General features: G+C 62.4%; 15 protein-coding genes. 11 read left to right on the top strand and 4 right to left on the bottom strand.

The features are described 5' to 3' along the window. Positions 1 to 132: 132 nt before the first annotated feature. From NLY44_RS10970 to NLY44_RS11005, 8 genes are all read left to right on the top strand, one after another. Complete coding sequence (locus NLY44_RS10970; protein WP_023670397.1) at positions 133 to 435, top strand: virulence factor; 303 nt, start codon at positions 133 to 135, stop codon at positions 433 to 435. Next, positions 428 to 1,051 carry a methylenetetrahydrofolate reductase C-terminal domain-containing protein gene (locus NLY44_RS10975; RefSeq protein ID WP_023688112.1) on the top strand — a complete coding sequence of 208 codons (624 nt, stop codon included), beginning with the start codon at positions 428 to 430 and terminating at the stop codon, positions 1,049 to 1,051. Before NLY44_RS10970 ends, NLY44_RS10975 begins: the two co-directional genes overlap by 8 nt. Continuing rightward, positions 1,048 to 2,139, top strand: coding sequence for a methylenetetrahydrofolate reductase (locus NLY44_RS10980; protein ID WP_286457155.1), 1,092 nt, complete (start codon positions 1,048 to 1,050; stop codon positions 2,137 to 2,139). Before NLY44_RS10975 ends, NLY44_RS10980 begins: the two co-directional genes overlap by 4 nt. Before the next feature lie 80 nt (positions 2,140 to 2,219). Beyond that, on the top strand, positions 2,220 to 3,194 hold the full coding sequence (locus NLY44_RS10985; RefSeq protein WP_023670394.1) for a methyltetrahydrofolate cobalamin methyltransferase: 975 nt from the start codon (positions 2,220 to 2,222) through the stop codon (positions 3,192 to 3,194). A gap of 22 nt (positions 3,195 to 3,216) precedes the next feature. Next, positions 3,217 to 3,567, top strand: coding sequence for a hypothetical protein (locus NLY44_RS10990; protein WP_156929758.1), 351 nt, complete (start codon positions 3,217 to 3,219; stop codon positions 3,565 to 3,567). 7 nt (positions 3,568 to 3,574) lie between these two features. After that, positions 3,575 to 5,644, top strand: coding sequence for an ASKHA domain-containing protein (locus tag NLY44_RS10995; protein WP_023805468.1), 2,070 nt, complete (start codon positions 3,575 to 3,577; stop codon positions 5,642 to 5,644). 186 nt (positions 5,645 to 5,830) lie between these two features. After that, positions 5,831 to 5,998: a hypothetical protein gene (locus NLY44_RS11000; protein WP_196813564.1), complete on the top strand. Its 168-nt coding sequence runs from the start codon at positions 5,831 to 5,833 to the stop codon at positions 5,996 to 5,998. Between the two features lie 251 nt (positions 5,999 to 6,249). Then, complete coding sequence (locus tag NLY44_RS11005; RefSeq protein WP_023688109.1) at positions 6,250 to 7,215, top strand: alpha/beta hydrolase; 966 nt, start codon at positions 6,250 to 6,252, stop codon at positions 7,213 to 7,215. Between the two features lie 124 nt (positions 7,216 to 7,339). Here the strand turns inward: NLY44_RS11005 and NLY44_RS11010 are convergent, their stop codons facing one another. Further along, on the bottom strand, positions 7,340 to 8,239 hold the full coding sequence (locus tag NLY44_RS11010; RefSeq protein WP_023805469.1) for a LysR substrate-binding domain-containing protein: 900 nt from the start codon (positions 8,237 to 8,239) through the stop codon (positions 7,340 to 7,342). 202 nt (positions 8,240 to 8,441) lie between these two features. Here NLY44_RS11010 and NLY44_RS11015 point away from each other — a divergent pair, with 202 nt between their 5' ends. From NLY44_RS11015 to NLY44_RS11025, 3 genes are all read left to right on the top strand, one after another. After that, positions 8,442 to 8,627: a hypothetical protein gene (locus NLY44_RS11015; RefSeq protein WP_023681786.1), complete on the top strand. Its 186-nt coding sequence runs from the start codon at positions 8,442 to 8,444 to the stop codon at positions 8,625 to 8,627. Positions 8,628 to 8,990: 363 nt separating this feature from the next. After that, positions 8,991 to 9,125, top strand: coding sequence for a hypothetical protein (locus NLY44_RS11020; protein ID WP_023681787.1), 135 nt, complete (start codon positions 8,991 to 8,993; stop codon positions 9,123 to 9,125). Between the two features lie 349 nt (positions 9,126 to 9,474). Continuing rightward, positions 9,475 to 10,413, top strand: a complete 939-nt coding sequence (locus tag NLY44_RS11025; RefSeq protein ID WP_348524244.1) for a GlxA family transcriptional regulator — start codon at positions 9,475 to 9,477, stop codon at positions 10,411 to 10,413. A 13-nt stretch (positions 10,414 to 10,426) separates the two neighbouring features. Here the strand turns inward: NLY44_RS11025 and NLY44_RS11030 are convergent, their stop codons facing one another. From NLY44_RS11030 to NLY44_RS11040, 3 genes are all read right to left on the bottom strand, one after another. Then, positions 10,427 to 11,224, bottom strand: coding sequence for an ABC transporter ATP-binding protein (locus NLY44_RS11030; RefSeq protein WP_023696446.1), 798 nt, complete (start codon positions 11,222 to 11,224; stop codon positions 10,427 to 10,429). Beyond that, positions 11,221 to 11,994 (bottom strand): ABC transporter permease, encoded by a 774-nt coding sequence (locus NLY44_RS11035; protein WP_023688107.1) that lies wholly within the window; start codon positions 11,992 to 11,994, stop codon positions 11,221 to 11,223. Before NLY44_RS11035 ends, NLY44_RS11030 begins: the two co-directional genes overlap by 4 nt. Positions 11,995 to 12,085: 91 nt before the next feature. Beyond that, positions 12,086 to 13,036 carry an ABC transporter substrate-binding protein gene (locus NLY44_RS11040; RefSeq protein ID WP_023688106.1) on the bottom strand — a complete coding sequence of 317 codons (951 nt, stop codon included), beginning with the start codon at positions 13,034 to 13,036 and terminating at the stop codon, positions 12,086 to 12,088. Positions 13,037 to 13,057 lie beyond the last annotated feature (21 nt).

Here is a 13,057-nt window from a genome sequence, read left to right on the forward strand (position 1 = left end):
TGAATGCGCGCGCGTCGTCCCATAACAAGCAGCCCCACTGCGCATCCGGCAATGCTCACACCAGCTGGATAAAGTGGTGGAACGTCGTTTCCCTCATGGACGCACGGCGCTCTACAGGGAGTGAGAGAATTCATGGCCGATCTGATCGTCGTCTATTGGCGCGACATCCCCGCCCAGGTCATCGTCAAGAAGGGCCGGCAGAACGCCAAGCGCGAACTGCCGCTGCGCTTCACCGAGGCGATCGATATGTGCGCCATGCGCACCGGCGCCGGCGGCACCGACGATTACCTCGCCGAATGGCGCAAGGCCGATCCGATCCCGGTCGGCGACGACCTCGAAGCCGAGGTCGAGAAGGCATTCAGCGACATCGACGCGAAATACGACCGCGAGCGGCTGGTCGCTCTGGTCAAGGCGGGCGGGAAAGAAAATGTCTGAAACCACTCCTGCCAAAGAGGGGCCAAGGGTTACCCAGCCGGTTACCCAGGCCACTCAGGTCAAGAAAGCAGCGCCGAAATCCGACTACAAGCCGGCCGACGTGTCGCCGCAGCGGCGCGTGCAGCGGTCGTTTGCCATCAGGCTGTGGTCCATTCGGCACTCGCGATTGCTCGAATGGTTCTACTCCAGGTTCGCCGACATGTTCCTGCTTCTTCATCCGCTTTGGAAAGGCCTCGGCTATGGGCGCGTCGAGGCGCCGATCAAGTTTGTCGAAAGGCGCGTCAAGGGCTTCATGTTCGACTGCCGCATGTGCGGCCAGTGCATCCTGTCCTCGACCGGCATGTCGTGCCCGATGAACTGCCCCAAGCAGCTGCGCAACGGCCCTTGCGGCGGTGTGCGCGCCAACGGCAATTGCGAGGTCGAGCCCGATATGCCTTGCGTCTGGGTCAAGGCCTGGGAAGGCTCGCGGAACATGGAGCATGGCGACAGGATCCTGACCGTGCAGAAGCCGGTCGACCAGTCGCTGCGCGAAACCTCGGCCTGGCTGCGGGTGACGGCGCAGTCGGCAGCGGCCCGTGAAGCAGCGGCCAAAGCCAACACTGGAGCGGCCGCGTGATCGGCCGCCAGCGCGATGAAAACCCGGCCGGCATCCATCTGCCGCTCGATCCCCTGCCCGGCCACTCCTCACGTGGCCGACTGGAGCGTGTGCTGCGGCGCGGCGAATTCGCGGTTACCACCGAGCTCAACCCGCCCGACAGCGCCGATCCCGAAGACGTCTATAACCGCGCGAAAATCTTCGACGGCTGGGTCGACGCCATCAATGCCGTCGATGCCTCCGGCGCCAACTGCCACATGTCCTCGGTCGGCATCTGCGCGCTTTTGACCCGCATGGGCTATGCCCCGATCATGCAGATTGCCTGCCGCGACAGGAACCGCATCGCCATCCAGGGCGACGTGCTGGGCGGTGCGGCGATGGGCGTCGCCAACATGCTGTGCCTCACCGGCGACGGCGTCCAGGCCGGCGACCAGCCCGGCGCCAAGCCTGTCTTCGACCTCGATTCCATGTCGTTGCTGGAAACCTGCCGCATCATGCGCGACAACGGCAAGTTCCTGTCCGGCCGCAAGTTGACGACGCCGCCGCAAATTTTCCTCGGCGCCGCCGTCAACCCCTTCGCGCCACCCTTCGATTTCCGCCCGATCCATCTCGGCAAGAAGATCGCCGCCGGCGCGCAGTTCGTGCAGACGCAGTATTGCTTCGACGTGCCGATGTTCAGAACCTTCATGCAGAGGGCGCGGGACTTGGGGCATACGGAAAAAGTTTTCATCCTGTGCGGCGTCGGCCCGCTGGCTTCGGCCAAGACGGCCAAATGGATCCGCTCCAACGTGCCGGGCATTCATATTCCCGATACCATCATCAAGCGGCTGGAAGGCGCGCAGGACCAGAAGAAGGAAGGCAAGCAGCTCTGCACCGACGTCATCAACGAGGTGAAGGAAATTCCTGGTGTCTCCGGCATCCATGTGATGGCCTACCGCCAGGAGGAATATGTCGCCGAGATCGTCGATGAATCGGGTGTGCTGAAAGGCCGCCAGCCATGGAAACGTGAGATCCGCCACGACGATCAGATGGTCGCCGACCGGCTCGAGAGCATACTGCACGACGACATTACCGAAACGCAGGTGGATATGGTGAAGACCGCGCACTGACAGCGCGGACGGCCAGCCATTCGCTTGAATGAAACCAGACAACGATATAAAGAAATCTTTATATCAGGCGGAGAAACTTCATGACCCGGACCATCGTCGCCTCGGCGACACGAGAGATCATCATCGGCTTCGACCAGCCTTTCTGCGTCATCGGCGAGCGCATCAACCCGACCGGCCGCAAGAAGCTGGCCGCCGAGATGATCGCCGGCAATTTCGAGACCGTCATCAAGGATGCGCTGGAACAGGCCGCCTGCGGCGCCACAATGCTCGACGTCAATGCCGGCGTCACCTCCGTTAATCCGAACGAAACCGAACCCGGCCTGCTGGTGCAGACGCTGGAGATCGTCCAGGGCCTGGTCGACCTGCCGCTGTCGATCGACTCGTCGGTGACCGCCGCCATCGAGGCAGCGCTCAAGGTCGCCAAGGGCCGGCCGCTGGTCAACTCCGTGACCGGCGAAGAGGAAAAGCTCGAAGCCATCCTGCCGCTGGTCAAGAAGTACAACGTTCCAGTCGTCGCCATCTCCAACGACGAGACCGGCATTTCGATGGATCCGGATGTGCGCTTTGCCGTCGCCAAAAAGATCGTGCAGCGCTGCGCCGATTTCGGCATTCCCGCGCATGACGTCGTCGTCGACCCACTGGTGATGCCGATCGGCGCGCTGGGCGATGCCGGCCGCCAGGTCTTCGCGCTGTTGCGCCGCCTGCGTGAAGAGCTCAAGGTCAACACCACTTGCGGCCTGTCCAACATCTCGTTCGGCCTGCCGCACCGCCACGGCATCAACGCCGCCTTCATCCCGATGGTGATCGGCGCCGGCATGACCTCGGCGATCATGAACCCGGTGCGCCCGCAGGAAATGGAAGCCGTGCGCGGCGCCAATGTGCTCAACGGCACCGACGAGAACTGCACCAACTGGATCAGGACCTACAAGGACTACAAGCCGGCCGAAGGCGGTCAGGCGGTCGCAGCGCCCACCGCGGTTAACGCTCCGGGCGAAGGCGGCGGCAATGGCGGTCGCCGTCGCGGCGGCCGTGAAGCCCGCATGGCCAGGGGATAGAGCGAGACAGGACACGGTTTTCTTGACAGATCAAGACCGCACAAGGCCTGAAATGCCGAACTGGCAGGTAATTCTGCGAGTGGCTTTTTGCAGCGTATTTATGCTTTTGGCCGGGTCCTATGCCTTCGGCTATCTGAGTCATGAATACCTCCGGTATTTTGTTCTGTGTATCTACGCCACTGCCTTTCTAATGTTTGTCCTGATCGCATTTCCACTTCTGCTCGGGGCAATTCCCGCAAGGACATTGGACCGGCAAAGACTGGACAATTTCTCCATGTTTTGGCTGCGATGGTATCCGCTGCCGCTCATCGCTTCCTATCTGGCAAGCCTCGCATATGTGAAATCTTTTCCCAGTGCCGGCTTAGTCGAGTAATGAAAATATGAACTCGCCTGCAAACATTACTGATCCGCTCGTGCTGTTCATGCCGTCAGGCAAGCGCGGGCGGTTTCCTGTCGGCACGCCGGTGCTCGACGCCGCGCGCCAGCTCGGTGTCTATGTCGAAAGCGTCTGCGGCGGCCGCGCCACCTGTGGGCGCTGCCAGATCGAGGTGCAGGAAGGCAATTTCGCCAAGCACAAGATCGTCTCGTCCAACGACCACATCTCGCCCAAGGGCGCCAAGGAAGAGCGCTATGAGCGCGTCCGCGGCCTGCCCGAGCGGCGCCGCCTGTCCTGCTCGGCGCAGATTCTCGGCGACCTCGTCATCGACGTGCCGCAGGACACGGTCATCAACGCCCAGACCATCCGCAAGGATGCCGACACGCGCGTCATCGCCCGCGATGCGGCGATCCGCATGTGCTATGTCGAGATCGAAGAGCCCGACATGCACAAGCCGCTGGGCGATCTCGACCGCCTCAAGATCGCCTTGATGAAGGATTGGGGCTTTAAAAACCTCGAATTCGACTTCTACCTGATGCCGCAGATGCAAGGCATACTGCGCAAGGGTAACTGGACCGCGACCGCGGCCATCCACAAGGATGCCGAAAGCGACATCGCCCGCGTCATAGCACTCTGGCCCGGCCTCAAGAACGAGGCCTATGGACTGGCCTGCGACATCGGCTCGACCACCATCGCCATGCATCTGGTGTCGTTGCTGTCGGGCCGCGTCGCCGCTTCGTCGGGCACCTCCAACCCGCAGATCCGCTTCGGCGAGGATCTGATGAGCCGCGTCTCCTATGTGATGATGAACCCGGACGGCCGCGAAGGCATGACGGTCGCCGTGCGCGAGGCGATCTCGGGCCTTGTCGACAAGGTCTGCGCGGAAGGCAATGTCCAGCGCAACGACATCCTGGATTCCGTCTTTGTCGGCAATCCGATCATGCACCATCTGTTCCTCGGCATCGATCCGACCGAACTCGGCGGCGCGCCCTTCGCACTCGCCGTCTCGGGCGCGGTGCGCATCAAAGCCTCCGATATCGGCCTGAAGCTCAACCAGGGCGCCCGCCTCTATATGCTGCCTTGCATTGCCGGCCATGTCGGCGCCGACGCCGCAGCCGTGACGCTGTCGGAAGGCCCGCACCGCCAGGACGAGATGATGCTGATCGTCGACGTCGGCACCAATGCCGAGATCGTGCTTGGCAACCGCAAGCGGGTGGTCGCAGCCTCCTCGCCCACCGGTCCCGCCTTCGAGGGCGCGGAAATCTCCGGCGGCCAGCGCGCTGCCCCCGGCGCCATCGAACGCGTGCGCATCGACCCCGATACGCTGGAGCCGAAATACCGCGTCATCGGCTCTGAACTCTGGTCCGACGATCCCAGCTTCCTCGACAGCGTGCAGGCGACCGGCGTCACCGGCATTTGCGGCTCCGGCATCATCGAGATCGTGGCCGAAATGTACCTCGCCGGCATCATCTCCGAGGATGGAGTGATCGACGGGTCGCTGGCCGAGCGGTCGCCGCGCGTCACGGTCAACGGCCGCACCTTCTCTTATGTCTTGAAGGAAGGCGAACCCAAGATCACCATCACCCAGACCGACGTGCGCGCCATCCAGCTTGCAAAGGCGGCGCTCTATGCCGGCACCAAGCTTCTGATGGAAAAGCAGAACACCGAACACGTCGACCGCATCCATTTCGCCGGCGCGTTCGGCTCGTTCATCGATCCGAAATACGCCATGGTGCTCGGCCTGATCCCGGACTGCGACCTCGACAAGGTCTCGGCCGTCGGCAACGCCGCCGGCGCCGGTGCGCGGATGGCGCTGCTCAATCGTGGCTATCGCCGCGAGATCGAGGACACGGTCAGCCACATCGAGAAGATCGAGACCGCTCTGGAGCCGAAATTCCAGGAGCATTTCGTCTACGCGATGGCGCTTCCCAACAAGGTCGATCCGTTCCCGAAACTGTCGGCGGCGGTGAAATTGCCGCCACGCAAGACCGTCAGCGAGGATGGCGTCGCCGGCGACGCCGCCCCGCGCCGGCGTTCGCGCGAAGGCCATGCCGCCAGGCGCAGCCGGGAATAAGCCGCCTTACGAAGGCCGCCAATTCGCCCAATTTCATTTGTATGCAAATGTTTCCAGATCGCACCGATCTGGAAACCGAAACGCTGTTTTGGCGCAATCCGTCCGATACAGACGTGAAGCATTTAACGGACATCGAATGGCGGACCGGACTATTCCGCCGCCACAACGCTCCAAAGGAGAATAGAGATGTTCGAGACCCTGGGCCGTTTTCGTGCGGCCATGAAGAATGCACAGGCCGTGCGCGCCATGAACAACCTGCCACCCGAAATCCAGAAGGACATCGGCTGGCCCGTGTCGCCGCGCATCGACGCCCAGACCAACCTGTCGCGTCTGATCCTGGGCTCGGGCCGCTGATGACCTTCGCCGACAAGTGCAAATTGCTGACCAAGCGCCGGGGCCGCCGCATGGTCCCGGCTGCGACCGACATCAAGCTGCGCGCCGCGCTGCTGCCCCGGCGCTGAGCCGCGCTGCGCAAAACAGCGGACCTGGCTGATCAAACAACCGTGTTGGCTTGGGCCAGAATCTTGACATTTCGGCTGGAGGTACGATCTTCGAGACAGTGGGGGAATTCTCTTAGTCGGCTGCGGCCGAGCTTGTGTACGCGAATGCCCAGTTTCAAAAGCCACCTCGTTTCCTTCATCCTCCGGCACAGCCGCAAGAAGGCATTTGCCAGCCCGGAAAACCTGCAGCGCTGGATCGCCTATGCCCGCAAGACCGAGGATCATCATCCCCCGGCATTGCTGCGGGAGCAGCTCGATATCACCGAGCGCAGCGTCGATGGCTTCCCTGTCTATGAAATCGCGCCGAAGGCCGGCGAACGCAGGCGCATCCTCTACATGCATGGCGGCGCCTATGTCTTCCAGATCACATCCTATCATTGGGGGTTGATCGCCGAGGTGGCCGAGCGCTTGGGTTTCGGCATCACCGTGCCGATCTATCCCATCGCGCCGGAGCATGATTTCCACGCCATGTTCGGCATGGTCGGCGACGTCTACCGGCAGATGCTGGATGAGACCGACGCTGAAGACATCGTCTTCATGGGCGATTCCGCGGGCGGCAACATGGCCGTCGTGCTGACCATGATGGCGGCTGAGGAAGGCCTGCCCTTGCCGTCGCGCCACGTGCTGATTTCACCCGGCCTCGACATGTCGCTGTCCAACCCCGAAGTGTTCGAGGCGGAACGCAACGATCCGTGGCTCGGCATTTCCGGCGGGCTGGAAGCGATCCGCATGTACAGTGCCGGCATCGATCGCAGGGACTGGCATATCAGTCCGCTCTATGGCGACCTCTCGGTGCTGCCGCAGACCCTGCTTCTGACCGGCTCGCACGACCTGCTCAGCCCCGACAATCTGATCTTCGCCAAAAAGGCACGCGCTGCCGGCGTCGATATCGACGTCGTCTATGAGGAAGGCATGTTCCACGTCTGGCCGCTGATCGAGATGCCGGAGGCGCGTCGCGCCAGGGACAGCATCGTCGCCTTCCTTGAAGGTGAGCCCACCAAGCGGCGCGCAACTGCGCGGCGCACGGCGCGACCCGCTCTCGCGGCGCGCCCCGCCCAAGCAGCGGAATAGCAGAGCAATTCCAGGAAAAGTGTAAAACGGTTTTCCCGGGAAAGCGTGTAGCGCTTTCCCTTGGGAATTGAGTCAAAACAAGGAGTTAGAGCGGCTCGCCGTTTCCGTGAAACGGTGAACCGCTCTAGAACTTGCCGGTTTCGCGGAAAAGCTCGAACGTCGCACGGATATGGTCGGCGACGGCCTTGACCGGCGCGCTGGCGTCCGGCGACACCACCATCGCCAGATTGTAGGTGCCGATATCGGGCATGCCGTCCTTCGGGCAAAGCTCGACCATGTCGTTGCCCAGGAACGACTTCGGCAACGGTGCAACCGCGAGATCCGACATGATGGCGGCGCGCTGGCCTGCCGTGTGGGCGCTCATATAGGCGATGCGGTAATTGCGGCCTTCACGGCTCAGCGCATCGAGCGCGCCGGCCCGCCAGGCGCAGCCCTCTTCCCACAGCGACACCGGCAAAGGCTCGCGCAGATGCGCGCTGCCGCCCTTGGCGCCGGCCCAGACGATCGGCTCGGTGAGCAGCACCTCGGCGCCGAGTGCGCTGGTCTTGAAGGAATTGGTCAGCAGCGTGATGTCGAGCGCCCGGTCGTCCATGCGGCGGCGCAGATTGCTGCTCTGGTCGATGGTGACGTCGACGGCAATCGACGGATGCGACTGCGCGAAACGCTTCAGCACATGCGGCAACACGCGCTCGCCATAGTCGTCCGGCGAGCCGAGCCGCACCACGCCGACGATCTCGGGGATGATGAACTTCGACACCACCTCGCGGTTGATCGACAACAGCCGGCGGGCATAACCGAGCAGCATCTCGCCATCCGTGGTCAGCGTCACCGAGCGCGCATCCCGCGCGAAAACAGAGCGCCCGAGAATGTCCTCGAGCTTCTTGATCTGCATGGAGACCGCCGACGGCGTGCGGAACACCGCATTGGCCGCCGTGGTGAAACTGCCGGTCTCTGCAATGGCCACGAAGGTGCGCAAAACGTCGAGATCGAGCAGCGGCAGCGGATGATTGAGTGGGGCGTTCATCGGGATCGACCTTCAATTTTTCTGATGTGAAGCATCATTCCATTTCGTTTGATTGAACATCAGATTGGGAGGATAGTCAACTCCATCGAAGGCAGGACGTGCCATGGCTCCAACGCTCCTGACACGGAATTGCACTCGATGCGGAATATCCAGGCGACGGAACGCGTTCATGCGGGACGTGCCACAACCAAAGGAGAATGAAATGTCTATCCTGTCATCCATCGGTCGGCTTGCGACCGAATTGAGCGCGGCCCGCGCCCGCTTCCAGACCGAACGTGCGATCCGCTCGCTGCCGATCGAACTGCAGAAGGATATCGGCTGGCCTGAAGCTGCCGACACCAAGACCGGTGCACGCCACGGCGTCGGATCCTGGGCTGGAGCAAAGTAAACCATTGTGTACCTTGTGCTGAAGGCCTGCCGCGCAGACCAGCCCGGCAGGCCTTCTCTATTGGCCCTGCAGGCTTTCTCCAACTTATTTGCACTCAAATGATTTTCAGAGCCGTGTCGCCGCTGCATGGCGCATATGCGTCACTTGCATGGCGCCTCAATGTCGCCGATAACACACTGTAAGTAATCGTAAATTTTGGGCACCATGCCCAATAATGTCGCAAACGATGTCGCATTTCCATTCAAGCGCTTCGCATTTGCGATTTAGTTTCTGCTCACGCAGGCCTATATCACCGTCAGCAAACGAGCTGCCCCACTCCATCAAGCGAAGGCGACCCGTCTGAGCAACCGATAGGAGATGATGATGAAGCTTTTTGCCCGCCTCTTTGCCCGCCGCGAAATGAACCTGACGACCGCTCTCGAGCGCCAGCGCCTTGCCAATACCATGCCCGGCCAGACCGGTGCCATGAATGCGGTGCGCCTCGGTTTCGTTGCCTGAGATAACGGCTAGCGCTCAGCGCTTCCCTGCCGCTGCCGATAGTCGATAACAGCGCCGCTTCGGCTTGACCGAAGCGGCGTTTCTCATTTTTGGCACCTATGCCGCCGCCACCATGCCCAATCCGTCGGCAGCCCGTGCCTGTCATCCCGGACGATTGCTCATTTGCGACCCATGTCGCAAATATAGTTTCCGCTTAGCCCCCTAGCCGATTGACAGGAATGGTTTTTCCTGATGTCGCTGTGCTGTTCGCGACATCCTGTTCGCGCCATGGCCGCGTGAGGTTCCCTTGAACGCCGTAAAGCATCCGATCAAGCGATCGTTTGTATTCTTCCTTGTCCCGGACTTCACCATGATCGCCTTTGCGACGGCGCTCGACCCGCTGCGCTCGGCCAACCGCATGCTCGGCTATGAGGCCTATCGCTGGCGCCTCGCCAGCATCGACGGCAAGCCGGTGCGCGCCTCCAACGGCGTCGAATGCGCCGTCAACACCTCGCTCGAGGAAGAGCGCAAGAAAATGGCCGGGCCGGATCGGCCGAACATGGCCATCGTCTGCAGCGGCATGAATGTCGAGCGCTACCAGAATAGGTCGGCCTTCGCCTGGCTGCGCGAGGAATACAACAGAGGCGTCGCCGTCGGCGGCCTGTGCACCGGCGCGCATATCCTTGCCGCCGCCGGCCTGCTCTCCAACAAGCGCTGCGCCATCCATTGGGAAAACCTGCCGGGCTTTTCCGAGGCCTTTCCCAAGGCCAACGTCTTTGCCGACCTCTTCGAGATCGACCAGAACATCTACACCTGCGCCGGCGGCACCGCCGCCCTCGACATGATGCTCAAGCTGATCGGCGACGATTTCGACGACAATCTGGTCAACCGCGTGTGCGAGCAGGTGCTGACCGACCGCGTGCGCAGCCCCACCGACCGCCAGCGCCTGCCGCTGCGCGCCCGCCTCGGCGTGCAGAATTCCAAGGTGCTGACCATCATCGAACTGATGGAAGGCAATCTCTCCGAACCGCTGTCGCTGATCGAGATCGCCGACCATGTCGACCTGTCGCGCCGCCAGATCGAGCGCCTGTTCCGCACCGAGATGGGCAGATCCCCTGCCCGCTACTACTTGGAAATCCGCCTCGACCGCGCCCGGCACCTGCTGATCCAGTCCTCGATGCCGGTGGTCGAGGTAGCGGTCGCCTGCGGCTTCGTCTCGGCGTCGCATTTCTCCAAATGCTACCGCGAACTCTATGCCCGCTCGCCGCAGCAGGAGCGCGTCGACCGCAAGCAATTGCTGGCGGCCTGATCCGAAAACGCACTCAGGCTTCGGCGGGCTGCGCCTGTACTGTGCGCATCGCCTCGACGCGGATATCCTCGGTCAGCCGCGCCTTGAGCGCCGAGAACTCCCGGCTGGTCTTCAGCGTATAGTGACGCGGATGCGGCAGGTCGATGGCGACATCCGACTTGATGCGGCCTGGCCGCGCGCTCATCACGATCACCCGCGAAGCCATGAAGATCGCCTCCTCGATGTCGTGGGTGACGAACAGCACTGTCTTCTTGCGCCGCTCCCAGATGCCGAGCAGCAGTTCCTGCATCAGTCCGCGCGTCTGGTTGTCGAGCGCACCGAACGGCTCGTCCAGCAACAGGATTTCGGGGTCGTTGGCCAGCGCCCGGGCGATCGCCGTGCGCTGCTGCATGCCGCCGGACAGCTGCTTTGGCCAATGGTTCTCGAAGCCCTTGAGCCCGACGAGGTCGACATAGGAAGCGACGATCCCGTCTCGCTCCTTTTCGGCCATGCCACGTTCGCGCAGGCCGAAGGCGATATTCTGCGCCACCGTTAGCCACGGAAACAGCGTGTAGGACTGGAACACCATGCCGCGATCCGGTCCCGGCCGCGTCACCGCCTTGCCGTCGAGCAGCACACGGCCTTCGCTCGGCGCTTCCAGGCCGGCAACGATCCTGAGCAGCGTCGACTTCCCGCAGCCGGACGGCCCCAGAATGGTGATGAAGTCGTTGGCCGCGACCGCAAGGTCGACCGGCATCAGCGCCTTGACCGGCTGCCCGCCGCGCACGCCGGCGAAGGTTCGCGAGACGCCTTCGATAAGCAACTTGCTCATGCCAGGCTCCAGGGAAAGAGCCAGCGATTGAACGCCTTGAAGGCGAAGTCGGACAACAGTCCGATCAGCCCGATGACGATGATGCCGAAGATGATCTGCCCTGTCGCCAGCCGCGACTGGCTGTTGATGATCATGTAGCCGATGCCTGAGGACGAACCGATCAGCTCGGCGACGATGACATAGGTCCAAGCCCAGCCGAGCACCAGCCGCAGCGTCTCGGCAATCTCGGGCGCATTGGCCGGCATGATGACCCGTTTGACGATACCGCTGTTGGTCGAGCCCAGCGTATAGGCCGCCTCGACCAGGTCGCGCCGCGTCGAGCCCACCTTGACCGCGACGATCAGGATGATCTGGAACACCGAGCCGACGAAGATGACCAGCAGCTTTTCCAGCTCGCCAATGCCGGCCCACAGGATGAGCAGCGGAATGAAGGCCGAAGCCGGGAGGTAGCGGGCGAAGGAGACGAACGGCTCCAGAAACGCCTCTATTGGTTTCCAGGCGCCCATGGCGATGCCGATCGGCACGGCGACGATCGACGCCAGCAGGAACCCGCCGAAGACCCGCCAGATGGTGATCAATATGTCGAGCCAGAAGCGGTCCTCGACCAGCAGCCGCCAACCATCCCGCAGCATCGACAGCGGGTCGGCGAGGAAGATGCGGTTGACGTGGCCGCCAAGCGTGATCCACGCCCAGAAGGCGACGAACAGCACGAAGAAGGAAATGCCAAGCACGGTTCGAATGCCCGGCGACACCGGATGCAAGGGGCGCATCTTCAGATCGTCCGCATCGTCAAATCATCACTTGTCCAGGAGAGAGCGGCGGCCCTAGGCGCCGCCGCACAATGGTCAAAGGCGAGGCCTGTCAGTTCGCCACCGCGCTGGTGTCGGCCAGCGTGGCAACGTCTGGCGCTTCCTTGATCAACCCCATCTGCAGCAGAAGCTCGCCGGCGGTCTTGGAAAAGTCCTGGAATTCCTTGGTGAAGAACTGCTTGTTCTCCGCCTTGTCGGCCCATTTCAGGTATTTCGCCGAATCCTCGAATTCTTTTGCAGACTGCTTCACGTCGGCGCCCATGATCTCGTAGGATCTCTGCGGATCGCTCTTGATCAGGTCGAGCGCTTCGAAATAGCTGTCGGCCAGCGCCTTGGCGGCGTCGGGATTGGCGGTGAGGAATTCAGGCGTGCAGCCGACCGTGTCGAGCACCATCGGGTAGTCGAGCGTGGTCGCCAATATGTGGCCCTGATCGGACTTGTCGCGCACCGCCGAGATGAACGGCTCATAGGTGACCGCCGCATCGTTCTGGCCGGCGAGGAAGGCTTGCGCCGCCGCATCCGGTTCCAGGTTGACGACGGTCACATCCTTGGTCGACAGGCCGTTCTTGTTCAGCACCCAGGCCAGCATGAAATAGGGCGACGTGCCCGGCGCCGAGGACGCGACATTCTTGCCCTTGAGGTCGGCGACGGTCTTGATGTCGTTGCGCACGACAATGCCGTCGGCGCCATAGGATTTGTCGAGCTGGAAGATCTGCTTGGTGGTGACGCCGCTGGCGTTCCACACCAGCCAGGTCTCGACCGTGGTGGCGGCGCATTGCAGATCGCCGCTGGCGATGGCGAGCGGCCGGCTGGCCTGCGGCACCTTCTTCAGGGTCACGTCGAGGCCATGCTTCTCGAAGATGCCGGCCTGCTTGGCGAGCGTCAGCGGCGCAAAGCCGGTCCATCCGCTGATGCCGATGGTGACCGATGTGGCAGCCTCGGCCGGCACGGATATTGCAGCCGCAAGCGCCAATACCGCGGCAGCGACGATGGTCTTGTTCATGTCGGTTCCCCTTGTTTTTTC

Origin of the sequence: Mesorhizobium sp. C089B (assembly GCF_030323125.1) — a bacterium.
In the GTDB taxonomy this organism is placed as follows: Bacteria; Pseudomonadota; Alphaproteobacteria; order Rhizobiales; family Rhizobiaceae; genus Mesorhizobium.

What these genes read in the sequence shown, in the direction of transcription:
- NLY44_RS10975 (WP_023688112.1), top strand. Translation starts at nt 428, where the DNA reads ATGTCTGAAACCACTCCTGCCAAAGAGGGGCCAAGGGTTACCCAGCCG.
- NLY44_RS11000 (WP_196813564.1), top strand. Translation starts at nt 5,831, where the DNA reads ATGTTCGAGACCCTGGGCCGTTTTCGTGCGGCCATGAAGAATGCACAG.
- NLY44_RS11020 (WP_023681787.1), top strand. Translation starts at nt 8,991, where the DNA reads ATGAAGCTTTTTGCCCGCCTCTTTGCCCGCCGCGAAATGAACCTGACG.
- NLY44_RS11005 (WP_023688109.1), top strand. Translation starts at nt 6,250, where the DNA reads ATGCCCAGTTTCAAAAGCCACCTCGTTTCCTTCATCCTCCGGCACAGC.
- NLY44_RS10985 (WP_023670394.1), top strand. Translation starts at nt 2,220, where the DNA reads ATGACCCGGACCATCGTCGCCTCGGCGACACGAGAGATCATCATCGGC.
- NLY44_RS11015 (WP_023681786.1), top strand. Translation starts at nt 8,442, where the DNA reads ATGTCTATCCTGTCATCCATCGGTCGGCTTGCGACCGAATTGAGCGCG.
- NLY44_RS11040 (WP_023688106.1), bottom strand. Translation starts at nt 13,036, where the DNA reads ATGAACAAGACCATCGTCGCTGCCGCGGTATTGGCGCTTGCGGCTGCA.
- NLY44_RS11030 (WP_023696446.1), bottom strand. Translation starts at nt 11,224, where the DNA reads ATGAGCAAGTTGCTTATCGAAGGCGTCTCGCGAACCTTCGCCGGCGTG.
- NLY44_RS11035 (WP_023688107.1), bottom strand. Translation starts at nt 11,994, where the DNA reads ATGCGCCCCTTGCATCCGGTGTCGCCGGGCATTCGAACCGTGCTTGGC.
- NLY44_RS10995 (WP_023805468.1), top strand. Translation starts at nt 3,575, where the DNA reads ATGAACTCGCCTGCAAACATTACTGATCCGCTCGTGCTGTTCATGCCG.
- NLY44_RS11010 (WP_023805469.1), bottom strand. Translation starts at nt 8,239, where the DNA reads ATGAACGCCCCACTCAATCATCCGCTGCCGCTGCTCGATCTCGACGTT.
- NLY44_RS11025 (WP_348524244.1), top strand. Translation starts at nt 9,475, where the DNA reads ATGATCGCCTTTGCGACGGCGCTCGACCCGCTGCGCTCGGCCAACCGC.
- NLY44_RS10970 (WP_023670397.1), top strand. Translation starts at nt 133, where the DNA reads ATGGCCGATCTGATCGTCGTCTATTGGCGCGACATCCCCGCCCAGGTC.